This window comes from Paenibacillus sp. 05T425, from assembly GCF_056396205.1.
Genome location: NZ_JBFTLA010000005.1, coordinates 74,135 through 91,199 on the forward strand (window position 1 = coordinate 74,135; position 17,065 = coordinate 91,199).

Annotated in this window: 17 protein-coding genes; 1 reads left to right on the forward strand and 16 read right to left on the reverse strand. The window is 36.4% G+C overall.

Annotated features, from left to right (window positions below):
- Positions 1 to 19 precede the first annotated feature (19 nt).
- The 16 genes from AC1DF0_RS11750 to AC1DF0_RS11825 form a co-directional block, all read right to left on the reverse strand.
- On the reverse strand, positions 20 to 1,738 hold the full coding sequence (locus AC1DF0_RS11750) for a terminase (protein ID WP_477574049.1): 1,719 nt from the start codon (positions 1,736 to 1,738) through the stop codon (positions 20 to 22).
- 188 nt (positions 1,739 to 1,926) lie between these two features.
- A complete protein-coding gene (locus tag AC1DF0_RS11755) occupies positions 1,927 to 3,027 on the reverse strand; it encodes a hypothetical protein (protein ID WP_477574050.1) in 1,101 nt (366 codons plus the stop codon).
- Between the two features lie 303 nt (positions 3,028 to 3,330).
- Positions 3,331 to 3,615: a hypothetical protein gene (locus AC1DF0_RS11760; RefSeq protein WP_477574051.1), complete on the reverse strand. Its 285-nt coding sequence runs from the start codon at positions 3,613 to 3,615 to the stop codon at positions 3,331 to 3,333.
- A gap of 73 nt (positions 3,616 to 3,688) precedes the next feature.
- Positions 3,689 to 3,928, reverse strand: a complete 240-nt coding sequence (locus AC1DF0_RS11765; protein ID WP_477574052.1) for a hypothetical protein — start codon at positions 3,926 to 3,928, stop codon at positions 3,689 to 3,691.
- A gap of 42 nt (positions 3,929 to 3,970) precedes the next feature.
- Entirely contained in the window at positions 3,971 to 5,200 is a 1,230-nt protein-coding gene (locus AC1DF0_RS11770; RefSeq protein ID WP_477574053.1) for a hypothetical protein, read from the reverse strand.
- Positions 5,201 to 5,478: 278 nt separating this feature from the next.
- The gene (locus tag AC1DF0_RS11775) at positions 5,479 to 6,672 is read right to left on the reverse strand and encodes a PhoH family protein (RefSeq protein ID WP_477574054.1); all 1,194 of its coding nucleotides are present in this window, start codon (positions 6,670 to 6,672) and stop codon (positions 5,479 to 5,481) included.
- Positions 6,673 to 6,766: 94 nt separating this feature from the next.
- Positions 6,767 to 7,042: an HU family DNA-binding protein gene (locus AC1DF0_RS11780; RefSeq protein WP_477574055.1), complete on the reverse strand. Its 276-nt coding sequence runs from the start codon at positions 7,040 to 7,042 to the stop codon at positions 6,767 to 6,769.
- Between the two features lie 130 nt (positions 7,043 to 7,172).
- A complete protein-coding gene (locus AC1DF0_RS11785) occupies positions 7,173 to 9,755 on the reverse strand; it encodes a hypothetical protein (protein ID WP_477574056.1) in 2,583 nt (860 codons plus the stop codon).
- A gap of 45 nt (positions 9,756 to 9,800) precedes the next feature.
- Positions 9,801 to 9,965, reverse strand: a complete 165-nt coding sequence (locus tag AC1DF0_RS11790) for a hypothetical protein (RefSeq protein ID WP_477574057.1) — start codon at positions 9,963 to 9,965, stop codon at positions 9,801 to 9,803.
- Between the two features lie 166 nt (positions 9,966 to 10,131).
- Complete coding sequence (locus AC1DF0_RS11795; RefSeq protein ID WP_477574058.1) at positions 10,132 to 10,362, reverse strand: hypothetical protein; 231 nt, start codon at positions 10,360 to 10,362, stop codon at positions 10,132 to 10,134.
- A gap of 1 nt (position 10,363) precedes the next feature.
- Positions 10,364 to 12,730 (reverse strand): type IV secretory system conjugative DNA transfer family protein, encoded by a 2,367-nt coding sequence (locus AC1DF0_RS11800; protein WP_477574059.1) that lies wholly within the window; start codon positions 12,728 to 12,730, stop codon positions 10,364 to 10,366.
- The gene (locus tag AC1DF0_RS11805; RefSeq protein ID WP_477574060.1) at positions 12,731 to 13,033 is read right to left on the reverse strand and encodes a hypothetical protein; all 303 of its coding nucleotides are present in this window, start codon (positions 13,031 to 13,033) and stop codon (positions 12,731 to 12,733) included.
- A gap of 18 nt (positions 13,034 to 13,051) precedes the next feature.
- Positions 13,052 to 13,444 carry a hypothetical protein gene (locus AC1DF0_RS11810; RefSeq protein WP_477574061.1) on the reverse strand — a complete coding sequence of 131 codons (393 nt, stop codon included), beginning with the start codon at positions 13,442 to 13,444 and terminating at the stop codon, positions 13,052 to 13,054.
- 291 nt (positions 13,445 to 13,735) lie between these two features.
- Positions 13,736 to 13,885: a hypothetical protein gene (locus tag AC1DF0_RS11815; protein ID WP_477574062.1), complete on the reverse strand. Its 150-nt coding sequence runs from the start codon at positions 13,883 to 13,885 to the stop codon at positions 13,736 to 13,738.
- A gap of 25 nt (positions 13,886 to 13,910) precedes the next feature.
- Complete coding sequence (locus tag AC1DF0_RS11820) at positions 13,911 to 14,999, reverse strand: FtsZ/tubulin family protein (RefSeq protein ID WP_477574063.1); 1,089 nt, start codon at positions 14,997 to 14,999, stop codon at positions 13,911 to 13,913.
- Positions 14,999 to 15,283 carry a hypothetical protein gene (locus tag AC1DF0_RS11825; RefSeq protein WP_477574064.1) on the reverse strand — a complete coding sequence of 95 codons (285 nt, stop codon included), beginning with the start codon at positions 15,281 to 15,283 and terminating at the stop codon, positions 14,999 to 15,001. Before AC1DF0_RS11825 ends, AC1DF0_RS11820 begins: the two co-directional genes overlap by 1 nt.
- Positions 15,284 to 15,932: 649 nt before the next feature.
- Here AC1DF0_RS11825 and AC1DF0_RS11830 point away from each other — a divergent pair.
- The gene (locus tag AC1DF0_RS11830) at positions 15,933 to 16,988 is read left to right on the forward strand and encodes a tyrosine-type recombinase/integrase (RefSeq protein ID WP_477574387.1); all 1,056 of its coding nucleotides are present in this window, start codon (positions 15,933 to 15,935) and stop codon (positions 16,986 to 16,988) included.
- Positions 16,989 to 17,065 lie beyond the last annotated feature (77 nt).

Genomic DNA, 17,065 nt, shown 5'->3' on the forward strand with positions numbered 1-17,065 from the left:
CATCCTTTCGTTTATGACATTAGAACGATACTGAAGACACTGTGCGAGGGGCTGTAGACCAGTCGAAATCATTTTTCTTCTTGTTGACTATTGATCCACGACGAACTTGCTGCAAATACCATCCTAGCATTGCGAGACAGTAGGCACGGTCATCATTCATTTTTCCCACTTTTTCTGTTGAAAGATCATAGCGGTAATTATCATTAGTACCTTTGTGTCTGTAGATATTTACAAGTTCTTCTTTAGCCAAATCAATATTCTTTAAGGCCATTTCCTCTTCGAAATCTAGTTTAACTTGTGCATAGGAAATTTCTTTTTCTTTCTGACTCTCTCCATCAGAATTCTCAAATTCGATTTCTTTACCTGTCTCTCTTGGAAGCATCAAAAAGCCTTTATCGTCATATTCGGCTGTAAAAGAGATGAGATCGAGATTCATCATCTCAAGAAGAGCGTCATACATCTCACGCTTATACTTTTGTGGACTCATTAGTTTTAACTTATCGAGTGCATTAGGAAAACGTGATACATATTCCTTATTTTCTTCTTTGTCGATGAGTCCTTTGTGAGTAATACCTTCTTCATCAACCCAATCTTCCATTAAGTAGTCAGAATATGTAGTTCCGTGACCGCCTGCACCAGAATCTATCAAGAGACATTCAATGTTCTCATAGTCGGGACTTTTGTTTCCATTGTAATCAAGAATCATTTTTTTTAAAGCCTTCATTTGTTCAGGAGTTCTCATAGGAGTCTTCTTTTTTTTGGCGATGTCCACGAAACTTACACCATTAACGATTTCCATCCTGAATCCAACACGTTCATCATCAATAATTTCAGCAGCCAAACAAACGGAATTATCATAATGGTGAGCTGGATCATATGCCAGAACAAATCTACGTTTTCCTTCTGTGTTTTTCTTGATAATAGGCAAACGTACTTTGGAGTTTCTAACGACAGTAGCTCGTTTAAATACCTGATTATCTCCACCATCAACTGAGAACTTATTGTAGAATTCGCGTAGAGCTTTTTCTTTGTTTTTTCTCATTTCTGCATCAATTTCATTACGTTCAATCAAAGGAACAGGGTAGAGCCTTCCATTGAAAAAAGGTTTAATCATGACTTCGCAGTTAATATCACAAACGAAATAATCCTTATCGCCAAGCATCATACGCTTAGAGTAGTCCTTGTATAGGGTATAGAAATAACTATCTGTGCTAGATGCGGAAGAGATAAATAATCGTTGATTCGGAACTTGTTTGGGGAAAGTGTCTACGTCTACATCTCCACCCATCCTGAAAGTTGAATTCTGAAGAAGGAAGGGGGTTGTTGCTACTACGTATTCTTCATCTGTCCAGCCAGATTCATCATAAACATTGAGACTACTCCGTTTACCCCTGTTGTTATTGATGTCACCGCTAAGGGAAGTTACCGAACTGCCATTATAAAGTTTGTAATTGAAACCTGACTGAGCATGTGTAAAACCATCTGTATTCGCAGCAGATTTAACAAGCTCACCAATAAAGAAATCAGTTAGTCCTGTAAAACTGTTGATTTCCTTTTTAGCTATTTTCTCAATCTTCATGAATGTATCTTGTGACTGTGCTGAGACGTTGGAAAGGATGTAAGAATTATGACCACTGAACAAAACCCCTTTAGTCATAATGAAAGGGGCACTCAGGGTGCTTTTCCCACCATTTCGTGTTATGCACCAGAGATTATAAGGTTTTAACCAAGTATTCATAAATGCGTATTTCTGTGCATCCAGAAATTCTATTCCGAAGAATCTTTCACAAAATTTAATGGGAGACTTGCTAACGCCCCCATTGAATAATTTCTGCTAACTTTAAATAACCTTCAAGTTTTCGCTGAGAGATTTGTAAATCTGTCTGTTTCATATAAATATCCATTGGGGGGTCATCACCTCCAAGCTTAGAGCAATTCAGTTCTTGGCATTGAATTCTCTAATACTTTAATTTTTATTTTTAACTGCCTGTTGTCTTCTTCAAATGAAGAGGCCTTATCTTCCAACTTCTTAATCATGCCTCTTTGCTCACTCAACATTTCGGCATAATCATTTTCATCAAACACAAGCTGATCCAGTATACTCCTATGACTAATGTCTGCGATTTGCTTCATGGCTTCACAAGTTTCAAGATCAAACAAATTTACTGTAGCTGCTTCTAAGCCAATCTCGTTAAGTTTTTTGACAATTCCATTAAGAGTGTTGCCGCCTTTACTCTTGTTGTTGTTGTGGTTAACTGATATGCCGTTATCCTTGGCTAAAGCAAGGACAGTTTTAAGCATCTTTTCTTTGGTGGCGACAAGGGAACTGATGCTACCTGTGTTAGTAGCCATCGATTTAGTGTCTGTGAGCATGAGTGCCAGAGTGGAGTTTAGCTTTTCAATTTGACTAAATGCCTTTACAATCTCGATAACTACGGGAAGTTTAAAACTGTCTTCAAGAGTTGATTCATCAAGAAAATCGACGAGCTTATTGTATAAGACTCGTTTATCATCCTCATTCTCAAATAAAAATGGATCGTATCCGATCATTCTAATTACATCAGTACGATTTTTCTCATCTTCCGAATTACCTAAAACTCTTAAATCGGTATTTGAACTTGAATATGTTGTTGGTAGTTTATTCTGATGAGATTCATGGTCACTTTCAAGCCATGTTAAATCTTTAGTTACTGCATTTAGTTGAATCGATTTTAGGTATAATCCGAAAGGTTCTTGTCCTTTCTTTTCACCTTCAATAACTGCACTATCCCAGTAAGAAGTAAGGAAAGGCCTGTTCAGATGTAGGAGCATCACCTTTACCGATTGTAGGTCATTTGAATCAACATTTTCTCCGATGCAATTCTTACAGATCCCTACACGACCATCTGCATGAAACTTACTATTCKATTTATAAAAAGATTTCTCTGAATATTGTTCTCTTTCACAACTGGTGCACTTTTTCTTAGTTTGCTTGACAGCCAATTCTTCAACATCAATTTTCTTAGCAAACTTTTGTCTTTGAGTCATATTTATCTTCTCCCAAAAAGTTTTCCTCCCAGAAAGGGGACAGGTAAGAAACACGGTTCAGGGAGAATTACGTGTTAACATTATGAGTCTTAGAACAGACATCAACTTACCTGTCTTTGCAACATGAATATGCGCAAACCAAATAACCTGAACTCTAGAAATTCAGGTTAGTGGATTCAAACACTTCAACTTGCGCCACTTAGCGTGGAAATCGTTGGTTGAGGCATTGAGCCTCTTGAATGCAGCAATTGCCATGAGCAAATTGCGGTGTTTAAGACAATGAAATTGGATTTTTAATGGTTTTTAAGTGAGTTGAAATCCGATTTTCTTACTGTTTTCATCATCGTCGTCATAGTCTTCAGAATCATCAGCGCTGCTTCCTGCGACGAATCCAATCGCTGGAGTTAATTCATTACCGCTGTTTATGATTTGCTCATACTCTAACGACAGTAGATTAGTGTCGATCTGCACTTCAGTGCATTTCTGTGTAATTTTGTATTGAAGAAGTTCTAATAGCATATCAAACATTGGAAAAATATACCGATCCACAATAAAACCAACAGCTAGTCMTAAGATTACATATTCCATTACATCCCTCCTTAAATATGGAGGTAGTGGCCTACTCACGATTGAGTGTGCTTACCAATTTTACTCTTAACTTTTAAAATCTTCGAATTTTCTCAAGAGTCTCTGCTGATTGCTGAATCTGTTTTTCAATAAATAATTCAGCAGCCAACTCAAATACATCATCATAGAACTGGTCAAATAGGGCATAGAAATCTTGAGCTGTCTTACATCCCTTTAATATGTCAATGTAATCCTCGATAACTTCTTCTTTGCATTGATGAACACGATTCCTGAGAATAATAACATTGATTTGTTCATTGTCCTTCGTCTTCATACACATCACCGTTAATATTTGACTTCTTTGATTAGTCTAACCTTATACATAATGGATACTTTCTAAATCAGTAGCGCTGAACTCAAACAACATAAAACGTTTATGTGCTCCCACGAATCCGTTATTTTTATGCCAAGCATCCGTTTTGTTCCTCGTCGCAAGAGTTCTAACCATCATTCCAAAATGATCTTTGCCATCCTCAACGTGCAAATGCCCCATATGTATTTCACGGTTCTTCGCTTTCGCCCATTCCATAGGGAATTCAATAGGGAAGATGTTGTGAAGATTTTTTCTGGCCTTGTCGCCATGAGTAATACCTATAAAGTTATCACCAAAAGTATGTACTTTGCGTTCAATGAAAGAGTCATCAAACTCAGCGCTTGGATACAGTGCTTTCAATAGTTGAACAAAAGCCCAACTCATAGATTCATCATGATTTCCCTTGGAATACATAATCTTTACCTTGTTTGAGTTCTCAAGCGCAAAACTAATCAGTGGCTGATAAAACTTGAGGCTGTCATCCCAAGCTTTTTCCATGTTGACTGTTTCAATCGGAGTGTTGTTGGATGTTTGTCCTCTGAAGTTGTCGTTATGAAACATATCTTGTCCTACAACAAATAAAACCTCTTCCCAATGTCTAGTCGCCAACTTGAGTGCAATTCTTTCCTGAGTCGGTGTATAATACTCGAAATCAGAAATACCAAAATGTGTGTCGAAGAGAGATATTTCCAGTAAACGCTTATCATTTAGAAGATGCTTTTCAACACAAATCTTAGCTGGACTAACATTTTTAATAGATTCAATAAAACGTTCAAAGTTAAATATACTTTTAAGTKGGCGAACACTGATTTTACTCGAATAAAGAGTGCTAATACCGTCAGTCTTGGAATATGTGTTCCAAATATTATTCTTGGCTGTGATTAGTTCCCAAGAGGCTCTGTCATATCCATGAGCTTCAAGCAGATAGTCTGCATCTATACATTGCTCTAATGACATTTTGACTAACTTGTCACTACTTTGAGATCCATCTTTATGTATTTCAGTCGTTGCTTTATAATTAGGTAACTCAGCAGCGTCTTTTAAAGTCAGTTTCTTTTCACTACTATTAGAAATCTTATCATCACTTTTCAAGCGAGTCTTAACCCAACAACGAAACGATTCACCAGTAGGGAAGAGTCCATTACTATGAGTATCAGCTAATTCCTGCCAACTAGCATCTATCTGCTTGTTGCGCTTTTGAATACCTATCTGAAGGAGTATGGAGTGATCCATTCAATCACTCCTCATCTGATGGAGAGGAGGCCACGTACTTCTCTTTGGGACTTACAAGAATTTTGTCTCCCTCGACAGTTACTGCGATACTAGTAGCATTTGGATACAACGCGAACAAGTCGTTTTTGATCTTGTTTAATTCATTCTGTTTATTATCAGACATATGAATCTTCTCCCTATGATTATTTGGTATTGAGACAACAAAATAGACAGGAGAGGGCTCCTGTCTATGAGTGAATATATGCATTTGAGGTTGAAATTGATTGTGAATTGCTTTTTTAAATTAGTTCAGATAGGGATGCAGTTTTACTTCTTTCTGTCTTATCTAAGGTAACTTGACCATAAAGTTCGTTACCTCTTAAATTTGTCATAGCAATAATTCCACTATTTGCAGCGAAAATGTCTTTATCGGTTTGTTGTAGGTCTCCATTGATCCAAAGTTGTGATCCTTCACCAACACGACCAAGTAGAAGTTTTGCGTGTTCACTTGTGTTGTTCTGAAATTCCGTCACATAAATAATCGCATTTTTAATGTCTCTGCCTCTAATACGTGAAAGATCCTGTAATTCAACTTGTCCTTTTTCGACCATTACACGAAGCATTTCAATTCCACCAACTGCATCAGCAAGTGGCATTGCAAACTCAATCATCTTGTCAAAATTATCACCTTTTCTGAATCCACTCTCAGGTGCTTCTTTTAAAGGAATCTGATTTCGACAAAACACAATTTTATCAAATTTCTGAGATTCAATAAAACTAATGGCGTGTGAAATCATACAATAGTCTTTACCGCTACCATATCGCCCAAAGCAGGCCTTAACCGTAATCGTGTCGTCTTGAAGAATATTGAATAGAATTTCTTGCTTTTGGTTTCGAGGTTTAGTTTCACCTAGATAGCGACTAGACACCTTTTTCCATCGAGGCTTAATAAGTTCTTTCCCATTCCAACGAAGTTTATCTATGTATTCACCTTTTTTGTTCTTGATCACAAGAAATTGATTCAATAGTAACTCGAATGTATTTATTGTTGTATTTTCGTAAATTTTAGAAATTTCGGAATCAGTAAGTTCAATTTCAATCATGCCTGTATAATCTTTATTTTTTGAATTGTCTTCTTTAGGGCTAACCAACTCTATTCCATACATCTTAGCTTTTTGCTTCAACAACAAGTCGTTGGTCATCAAACAATAAACATTATCTAAGCAAGCCTGTATAATCTTGTTGTCGGTATAATTATTATCAAAGCCACTATCAAATTGAACATTATAATCACGTACATCAAACTCGAATGAATCAACATTATCTTCAATAAACCGTACTGCTCTGCGAGTTTTAAATTTTAACTCACTATCGCCGTGAACTTTATGCTTATCCAATTCTCTATTTACGGACGAGAGTAGGATATATGTATTATTGTCTTGTATCTCAAATCCATCTAGTAGGCAATTAGTATCGACTAGAACCTTTTTCATCGGCAATGTACCTTTCTCATTTAAGGTAGAGTGGAGGGGAGGTGAACCATGTTCACATCCCAGATTAATAAGTATATGTAAGAGGAGTGTAGTTTTACTGTTTGATTCGTTCTTTTAAGGTTTTAGCAGCTTTAAATACTGGCGTCCTGCTTGCTTCAATATGAATTGGATCTCCAGTTTGAGGATTACGACCATTACGCTCCTTACGCTCACGAGCTTCAAAAGATCCAAATCCAATAATTTTAACTTTTTCTCCAGATTCAATTGTTTCAGTGATCAAATCAAACACGGAGTTAACGGCAGTAGTAGCATCCCTCTTTGATAAGTCTGTCGTTTCAAATACTTTTGCAATAAGTTTTTCTTTATTCATTATTTAAATCTCCCTTAGATAAAATGATTAATATTTTTGAAGAAATAAGGATTCATTAACCCTTATCATATGGCGAACTCTGTGATATTGGAAAAAACCACATAAATACTGTGTTTTTTCATGTTTCATTTTAATGATTTCTGACGTTTTGGGTTAAAAATGCTCGTAAAAACAACGTTTTTTGAGAAGAATACATAACATTTAGAAGCCTAGAGGCAATTTTATCTTTCTTGTTTTTTGTTAATTTATAAAGTAATGCATACATTGTTTCTTTATTTATCTTCAATTTATCCACGTAGAATCCATAATACTGAATTAGATCGTCAATTCTCCTATCTCTTTCTTCATCATTTAAATTACTCGAATATGTATGATTGATTTTAGATACCATAGTTTCGACATAACTAAAAATTTTTTGTTCTTGCCTGTATGAACTATCTTTCAAGTTGTACTCAATAAGAAAGTTGTTGAAGGGGATATCTGTTCTTGGTGCGGCATAATTTAACTCAGACATTTCCTCAAATAGAAAATCCATTGGACATTGATATCTTTCTGTAACGATATTACTGTCTTGGCTAACATACTTCCAAAATAGCGGCTTTTCTTTCTTTAACTCTTTTGTTTTTCCAATAAACTCGATTTCTTTATTAATATTAATGTCAAACATTTTCTTGGCTAAATCGATACATATCCCAGAAAGTACTGTTACAACGTCTATTTTTCGCATGAGGTGTTGGAGTTGATCCTCAGTTTTGCCGTTATGATACATGTCCCAGTATCGAGACATACAAAGTTGGCCTGTATTAACTGTTCTACCTATGTATTTTTGACTATTGGAAAGTTCGTTGTCAATAACTGACATATCAGCGTTGCAGACCACGTATTTCTTTTTACTGCTCTTAACTTGGTTTATACAAACGTCATACCTGCCAAATATCCCTTTTGTGATGTTTAATAATCGGTCATCCTCGATTAAGAGAACGGTATCGCTATCATAGTCGCACCCAGATAGAATGTCTTGCAAAGGGAACTTTATCGCATTTACACATACAATATTCTCAGAGAGGTTAAAGTATTTATCAATCTCAACGATCTTTTTGTTTCTCGCTAAAAGCACATTATTTGGACTGGTGTGTGGATTCCTAAAACCTGTAAGTTCGACCTCTTTGAACATAGAAGTGTAAACTTCATTTTTAATCAGTGAGCGCTCTAAAGGATCTTTAGTATTCAATTCACCGATGGCATGATACAAATATTCAATTGGGTTTCCAAGCATTACACAATAATCGCCCCGTAATCTGACTTTCCCATTTTTAATATGCGTTACATGTCCACTTATAATTTCTTTCCTGAATTTCCTGAAGAGTTTTGTGTTTGCGATATCATTATTGATATCAAACAAATCGGCAAACATATTATTGCAATTAATATCGTTTGCGTTTTCTCTGATGTGCTTCACAAAAAACTTGTCATCATTTTTTAATTTATCAATGAATTGTTTCTCAAGCTGCGTGAATTCTGACACTACTTCTTTGGTCATCGGCAATGAGTTAAGCATTTGATAACTAGTCTGTTGTATTACCTTTTCGTCTTTGTCGAATCCAAGTTTTGATTTTTTCTCGCTTTTACAAACACCGAATGTACAACCATCCTTAGTTACGATCTTCTTCCAGTAGCGCCACATTTTTAATTCAGAACCCATAACTTTGTAGAACTTGAGTGCTTTGAGGCTACTTGGTGTGATAATTAGGTGAATATCTTTGGCAAAAATCTTCTCTTGTTTAAACATGCTTGATAACTGCCAGTCATTGAAATCTGTGTTCTCTGGGCAGTGATCTCGTAGAAATTGTTGTATCTCGCAATTGAAAGCAGCACTCTTAAACATGTGATTTCGTAAAAGCATCATTGATTTTCCTTTGGGAAAGTAACTGGCATCTAAGAGCGATTCGCCGTCAAAAAGACTATTTCTAATAACCGTCTTTTCTTTAAAACTGTCTAAGTATCCATTTTCGCCAGTGCGCACTACATTGCCCATTTGTGTGAAAACACTTTCAACATCTTCAATAATTAGGATATTTTTAGGGTCTATTCTAACGGTAGTTTCAATTGAAGAGCCAACTAGGCTTTCATATGCAAGTAGGGAAGGGAAATCAACTTCTAAGTCACTTTTACATTCCCTGAAATCAATATTCATTCGACTCCATCTAATCATTGGTTCATAAAGACTCTTCTTAATAAAAAGGCATTGCCCAATTCTAGATTTCGCACTTGATCTTTTATATACTACATATTCATTTCCGTTATAGGTGAATCCATCTTGATATAACATCATACGCAATTCACTATTCTTTACTTCGTTCCATTTGTCTTGTTCAATTTCAGATTCGATAAGACAAATGAATTCTTGAAGTTTTTTTCGATACTCGTCCTTTGAATCATCCAATTTTTCAATTTTATCTTTTAATTTAGTTATGATACTAATGCCTGAATTAACTTTTTGTTTGAATTTCACGTTAATGATATCCAACGAAAGAAGTTTGTTGTTTGTCTTTTTCTTAACAGTCTTTAGACCGATATTAATTAATTTATTTAGTTCTAAACTTGAAGGTATCATTCCTATGTATTTAATTTCAAACTCTCTACCTCTGAACATATTGTTGTATATGTCACAGCCCTCTATGGAGGGGATGTATACAGGTCTACTAAGATTCAAATAATATCCTCCAGTCAAAATCGATCTACTTCATATGTATTTGTTTTACTCCATGTCTATGTAGCTTGACAGCTCATTTAATATTTCTGTTTTAACCTGATACATGAACTTGCCCATCTTTCCGCCTTCAGAAATTAAATTGTTAATCTCATCTAAATCGTATCCATGCTCATACAATAACTCTCTGATACTTAACTCTTGATCCTCCATAATATCTCACCTTTTTCATATTTATTATTTATCATCCCTCTCTACAAAGATTCGGCCTCCAAGAATTAGCAACTCTTGTTTGCAAGTCAAATGTAACATTAGATCCAATTTATTGTCAATGAATATTTATTTTTTAGATATAAAAAAGAAGCCCTATTGGACTCCTTTAGAAGATGAAATCAAGAAGTTTAACTGCATGTGGTTTTGCAAAAGCGACGATATGATTAGGAACATTGAAAATGTTTAAGTCAGTAGTGAACCAGTGGTGTGCATTAGATCCGACTTCAAGATGGATAGGGGTTTGAATTATTTCATAGGCCTCCATAAAATCGAGCTTGATATTAATACCGTCCTCAAGAATTTCTTTTAGAGGTTGATTGTTAATTTTAAGTAACATATCAAATCGCTCCTTTTCGAATTCTACTTTCAACTTTCTCAGGCAGTTTGGTAATAAACTTTGAGTATCCCTGAGTGCTGCTTTTCATGAGGTTCAATGAGTGATATCTCGGCAAATTTTTTAGATCTTCTTCTGTGAATGGATGAAGTTCGTTTTTTAACTCATTAAAGTTAGCTTTGTCACAGCCTGAGATTAGCATGTAAGAGGTGTTTGCTGATCTGAGCTCATTCCTCATAAATCGTAATTGATTAATGTAATGGCAACTTACAATTGGTTTCGCGATAAATTTAGCCATCTGCGATAGTTTTGTTGTTAGAAACTTCTCTGCATTAGGGCATTGATACAGCTCATCAATAATCAGGTTCACTTTAACACGTTTAGTTTTATCTTTAATTTCACTTGCTCTAATCTGTAAGGCCATCCAAAGCTTTGTTAGCCAAAACGTTACACAAGTGTCCTTTTCAAATTCAGTAGGGAACATGTGTTGAGGCATTTTTACTGTTATCAATTGGCATTTTTGCATTTCTTCAAACAAATTGAAGTTCATGCTTGTATCTTTCTTGAGCATCAACTCCATAAACGTATTTCGTTTAAGAGTATTTAATCTGTCTACGATTCCTGTTATGAGATTCGTTTTAGTTCCTGTTAATATTCCAGTTTTCCCGTCATAGTCATCAAGCTCACGCAAATTATCCATGTATTCTTCTAAATACTCATATTGATTTCTTTGTACGCGTTTGAGAAAATCGAATCTCTGAGTATGATTTTGAAGAACTCCGAATACATCCTTGATGCTTCCACCATTAACAAATACGATAAGGCTGGCAGACTCCAAATAGCGCTCCATCTTAGGACTCAATCGGCTCTCATCATTATGAATAGAATTGACCAGTGCAAGCATATTTGCAGTCTGTTTTTTGGAATTATCATATTGGGTGAAAGGATCAGAACTAATGCCAACTTCATTATAGCCCAACCCCTGCATACTGTTTGTATCATCACATCGAACCTCTAGAACCTTATCTTTTGGAAAACAAGCTGCTACGCTATCACTCAATTCACAATTCTCAATGTAATCAAAAATTATTACACATTCACCGTTAGATATTGCGTCTATTGATAAATTTGATAGCAAGTTTGTCTTACCTGCTCTTGTAGGAGCTATGAGCAGCAACATCAGATTCCTGAACTCACTATCATTACTAACATATGCTTTTTGTTTGTGACCGCGATATGTGCTTTCACCGATACATAAAACCCCATGTTGGAGATCTTCGGCTACTTGAGTCTCATTGGTCTCAACATGATCAATAAAATTGTATTTCTCTAGAATGTCCCTTCCAGCCAACGAGATCAAATTTTGAACTTCTTCGTCGCCCATGATATTACGGTCAGATCCTATAGAATAATCGTTGTATCTAAATGTACGTCTGAAGGGTTTGAATATTAGTTCATTATCTTCACTTACCGTATCAAAACTTGCGCTCATGCTTCTTGCAATATTACGCTCACGTATTTTATTAGAGCTTTCACTCATAACGACAATTTGAGTAGCTAGGGGAATGGAAGTACCCTTCTTTAGTGACGAGTCAGTTATGCTTTTACCTCCGTTTAGTGAAAATAGTAAATTTGACAATACACTGTCTTCTCTTAATGACGGTTGCTTCTTTCCTTCTCCGACTAGAGTACTGGTAAAGACATTTAGAAAACCATCAACTACTGATACAGCGTATTTAAGCAAATATGCCCACCCTAATTTGTCTCTGTCCACAGGCTTACCATTCTTCGCTTTTTCAATTGTATCTTTATGCTTAAAACGCCATCCATGCTGAGTAGAAGGGAGGAAGTTGTAGAATATACCGACTCGATCATCATCTTCTAGCATTTCTACAACATTTAACTGACTGGTTAGCAAATCGTTACTTCTCCTGTCGACTGCTAAGCTTAGACCGTCTTCCTTTTTATAATGAAGCTGATATTTCATTGCCTCCTTACTAAAGGTTGGGAGTTCTGATACCTGTTCAATCGTAACATTCGACCATGCATCACTAAATTTCTCTTTCAAGAAGAGTAGTTGGGATGTAGGGACGATAAAGTAAAACTCGATTTTCGATTTTTCCAAGTATACGAAATATGATACTTTGCTGCTCGTGTGTATGCTTAACTTAGTTGGGATAACGAACTCCTTACCAAAAAGCTTTACCAGTTTTTCCTCATCTCGCTTGATGTTTTCTAGGATGTTTTTGTATAAGCCACTAATAGCTCTTGATATCTTATGAGTCCCATTATTTCGTATAGAGTTATTGGGCTTTAACTTCAGATATACATACTCAGGCTTTACAATCCTCACATATTCACTTATCTTCACTTATGCAGCACCACCTAACAGGTACTTTACTAACACATCGGCCAACACTAATACACCAAGCCATTTCTTTGCATCAGTCCATCCAGCTACCCAGAAAAGTATGCAAAGACCGCCACCAACAAGTGCAATTGAATCAATCAACTCAACAAGAATCTCAGCCACGCCTTCAAGTGATCCGATAATTGCCTCCTGAACCTTTTCCTTAGCATATTCTTTAACTGTCATTTTGACTTTATCGGGAAAGAAGATAGATTCTGCAATTTCAGACACAGGTATAGGGATGTGATTTAATTTAATGAGCATAACAAAACCTCCGCGCCATCAGAATTCAGCGAAAAGCTTATCAACCTCATCCATAGCAAAAGGGAAGGCGAGTAGGAGTACATATACCATCAAATATTGGAGGAAAGCTTTTCTAGCAGATGCGAAATCGCCTTGTAAGGTGTTCTGAAGTGTGTCAAACGCACCTTTGACTACAATAACCCATTTTCCTATTGAGAGCAGTTTGTGATAAATTTTACTAGCTCCTGCATCTATACCAGATGATGCTGCAAATACCGAACCATCTAATCCGCCTGTAGCAAAAATGATGAGAGTTAACCCTATAATCTGATACTTAATCCTGTGTTTCTTAAGGTGCTGAGCTATTCGTCTAATATTCGTTTCCAATTCATAATCTCGATTCAAAAAAGCGCTTATGGTCATAACCTGCATACAACMAACCACCTCATAATAAATATTTTAGGTAAACAGGGATATTTGGAATATTTGGGGCAGGGCTTAGCATAAGGTAAGGGAATACCACCCTTACTGAATAGGCCATACTCTACCCCTGATAATTTAGCCTGTTCCTCTTCTTTTTACCACCCTGTATGATTGCTTTTCACTTAGGATCTTGTATCCGATGTAGCTGCCAATAGCGTAATACCGATAAGCAGGAAGAGCTACATATACAGTAACCATTGCAATTGCTATCAATACGTTCCTTTTCTTCATAACTCCACCTCAAACTGCTTGGTTTGATTGCCCCTCAGCCTCAGTATTATCCTCTTCAATAATTCTGATAAACTCTCTCCAACCGTCCTCAGTTAGATGAATCTGAACACCATTTTTTCGTAGGCCAGTCAATAATGCGAAAATTTGATTGTTGCTCATAGTTACACTCTCCTCATAATTTGTTTTATCGATTGTATTTGTTCAAAATATCCATTACTGATACTTTCTTTTCTTGCTTCTTAATAGGCTGACGTAACGAAACACTGGATTTATAGCCTTGCTCCAATGAAACTTCACTTTCATCATGCTTGTGCTCCAAAGATGATTCAATATCTTTTAAGCGGCTGAAAGACCATTTAAGACCAGTGAGGAGAGTCATGACATTTCCTCTTTGTTCGTGATAGTACCCCTCAAAAATTTCGTGTGGTTTTACCTTGAAATCTTTAAACCAATTACTCACTTGAAGGAAGCTCATGAGTTCTTCTTGTCCGTCAAATACTATAGCTGCTCTTTGAATGCTGTCAGAGGAGAGAGGAGCAAAGACTGAGTGAGCCCATGAGCTATTAACCTTCTCCGAAATCCCGTCAACTGTAAGGTTTACTTGAGTCAGAGAAGTAGAGATAGGGGTTTCTGTTATAATGGCAATTCCTCTTGTTCTAAGTGTTGTTAGTAGATCTTTTTCATCGAAATTTCCTGTTTTCGAGTGTTTTTCTGTATATCCAACGAGTCTACATATTGTATCTACGGATTGAAGATTTGATATTTCATAAAGACGATTCTTACCTATTGATGGGTTCTGGAGGCGTATTTGCTGGTTATCTACTGGGAAAACTGCGAGATCTAGACCAGATAACTCCTCAAATGTCGCAATACAATTTTTTTGACTTGTTTCAGATTCGCTAATCTCTGGCATGATAACTAAAGCAATGAACACTTTTTCTGGAAACATCTGAATCAACATGTCTAGTAATATTGGTGCAATTCCACTTCCTGAGCCACCTGAACTTGAGAAAGTTAAGGCGATCAGTTTACAGTTACTAAAATTGTCCCTAACGAAACCTACAGCGGTTTCCCATTGTTCCTGAAACAATCTAATGGCCTCGTTGCGCTGTTTTCCAACCCCCTCTGAACCAAGAAGTCTAAGTTTGTGTTTAACTTCAACTGCATCCAAGTCCCTCTGACTAAAGTTAATAGCCCCAGTTAAGACTCCACGTTTAGCAGCTTCAGATGCAAGATTTGAACCTGCCTGACCTAAACCGATTATTCCTAGCACTAAGCACCAATTCCCTTCATTGTTGTGTTAATTGCACTTGTTCCGAATTGAGTGATGTATAACATGTGCATTTTTTGTTGCGTGACAATTTCAACAAACTTATTGGCACTAAGGCGGTAGACGATTCTACGATAAGTTGCTTCTGACAATTTAGTGGCCGACAAAACATCTGCATTTTTCATCGCGCTGTATCCAGCAGTAGCGTCATTATCATAGAGAACACCTAAAACTTTTAAATCATCCATAGTTAAGCAGCTTGCGACATGCTGGAAGTAATCTTGCATTATCATATAACCTCCTTCGAGATACTAGATGGTAGTGGATGTTCTTGAATGATGCTGTTCTACGTTGTTTGCTCCTGCATGATAAAGGATATGGTGGTGTTATTTGTCCATATTCCATCAACTTCGACATAAATTTCGAAAAGCTTGTATAAATCTATCTATTCCTGTCCAAACTTCTATTAATCACTAATGGAAGCGAGGGCATAAGAAATGGGAGCACATGGCTTAGGTTTGGGCAAGAAAAGAACGAGGTTAGGCAGATTCTTGGATAGAAACGGAATCACTCAAGGATGGCTGGAGAAGAATACGGGGCTAGGTGAAGCTACAGTTGGAAGGATGTGTGGTGACATCGAATATCGGCCAACTGAGCGTACCAAGTCTAAAGTGGTGAGTGCTCTTCAGAAAGTAGTAGACGACTTAAGTGTTGGAGACTTTTGGTGAGGATCTAAAATCAAATTTGAGCTTTGATTTGTATGAGTGGAGATAGGAAACGGCTATTATGGGAAATGGTGAGGGTTAAGACACTATAAAGATATTTCGTTTTTGAGACACAATTAAATAAGTTATGAAAAACATGCTAAATCAAGTTGACTCGTTTTACCAACTAATGTATGATTAAATCAATTAGTTGGGGAGAGGGTGATTGGAAATGGCGATGGCAAATGTGCAGCGTATAGGTGTTGAATCTGCATTTACAGATATCGAAGCGTTTCTTAATGAATATGAAAATGAAAAAACTAAAAAAGAATATAAAAGGGACATTGAAGAGTTTTTTCTATACATGCATGGGAAAACACTATCCGTTTTAACTAATGATGACATCATTAAAACTAAAACGGGCGCTTTGATAACTAAGTCTCATGCTATAGAGTACAGGAAACACCTAATCAATAAAGCTAAGGCGAAAAATTCAGATCCTGATTATACAGGATATAGAGGCACAGTAAATAGAAAAATGGCTGGAGTTCGAAACTTATACAAGTATTTGCAAACAGTTGGATATGAAGTAAACTTTCTGATTTTTGCAGTTAAAGCATTAGACTACAATCCAGACAGTTATGATGTTTTGAGTAAAGAACAGGTTGAAGAACTTGCCAACCATGTCTTAAACTATAAAAATGGTCAAGAGTTAAATGCCTTGATATATACAGCTACTGTCACCAGTTTTCGAATAGAAACATTGGTAAAACTAGATTGGCGAAAGAATATTAAGAAACCACAAGACACGAGGTTCTATACAATAACTGTCATAGGTAAGAGAAATCAAAAACACTCGATGCCTGCTGAACAATGGTTGGTGGATAAGTTGCACCAATGTAGGAATGGAGACAAAGTGTTCCCTAATTTATCTACTGACAATGTGCATGACGCAATCACACGAGCTGCGAAGGAATTAGGCTTTGAGGGAAGAATTACTACTCACTCATTAAGGAAAGTCGCTCCAACCTATGAAATGAAGACTACAGGTAATGTTGACCTTGGAATGAAGCAGACAGGGCACAAGGACGTACAGACCTTTATTGAGCACTATGTAGATCCAACAAGACACTTTGAGGAATTGGCTGGCATTAAGATGTATCGTGAAGTAAAAGAAGAGGCGTTTGATTTAGTTAGTAAGGAAGAATTATTACAATTACTTAAAGAGAGCAATAAAAGCGCTTATGATCAATTGGCCTTGAAGATCCAAGAGATGGCTGGCTTATAAACAAATTAATATATCTTGACACTGTAATTAAACTGATGTTATATTTTAAGCGTCCTTTCGGATGCTTTTTTTATTTT

What these genes read in the sequence shown, in the direction of transcription:
- AC1DF0_RS11775 (WP_477574054.1), bottom strand. Translation starts at nt 6,672, where the DNA reads ATGAAAAAGGTTCTAGTCGATACTAATTGCCTACTAGATGGATTTGAG.
- AC1DF0_RS11790 (WP_477574057.1), bottom strand. Translation starts at nt 9,965, where the DNA reads ATGGAGGATCAAGAGTTAAGTATCAGAGAGTTATTGTATGAGCATGGA.
- AC1DF0_RS11825 (WP_477574064.1), bottom strand. Translation starts at nt 15,283, where the DNA reads ATGCAAGATTACTTCCAGCATGTCGCAAGCTGCTTAACTATGGATGAT.
- AC1DF0_RS11815 (WP_477574062.1), bottom strand. Translation starts at nt 13,885, where the DNA reads ATGAGCAACAATCAAATTTTCGCATTATTGACTGGCCTACGAAAAAAT.
- AC1DF0_RS11795 (WP_477574058.1), bottom strand. Translation starts at nt 10,362, where the DNA reads ATGTTACTTAAAATTAACAATCAACCTCTAAAAGAAATTCTTGAGGAC.
- AC1DF0_RS11830 (WP_477574387.1), top strand. Translation starts at nt 15,933, where the DNA reads ATGGCGATGGCAAATGTGCAGCGTATAGGTGTTGAATCTGCATTTACA.
- AC1DF0_RS11805 (WP_477574060.1), bottom strand. Translation starts at nt 13,033, where the DNA reads ATGCTCATTAAATTAAATCACATCCCTATACCTGTGTCTGAAATTGCA.
- AC1DF0_RS11810 (WP_477574061.1), bottom strand. Translation starts at nt 13,444, where the DNA reads ATGCAGGTTATGACCATAAGCGCTTTTTTGAATCGAGATTATGAATTG.
- AC1DF0_RS11750 (WP_477574049.1), bottom strand. Translation starts at nt 1,738, where the DNA reads ATGAATACTTGGTTAAAACCTTATAATCTCTGGTGCATAACACGAAAT.
- AC1DF0_RS11780 (WP_477574055.1), bottom strand. Translation starts at nt 7,042, where the DNA reads ATGAATAAAGAAAAACTTATTGCAAAAGTATTTGAAACGACAGACTTA.
- AC1DF0_RS11765 (WP_477574052.1), bottom strand. Translation starts at nt 3,928, where the DNA reads ATGAAGACGAAGGACAATGAACAAATCAATGTTATTATTCTCAGGAAT.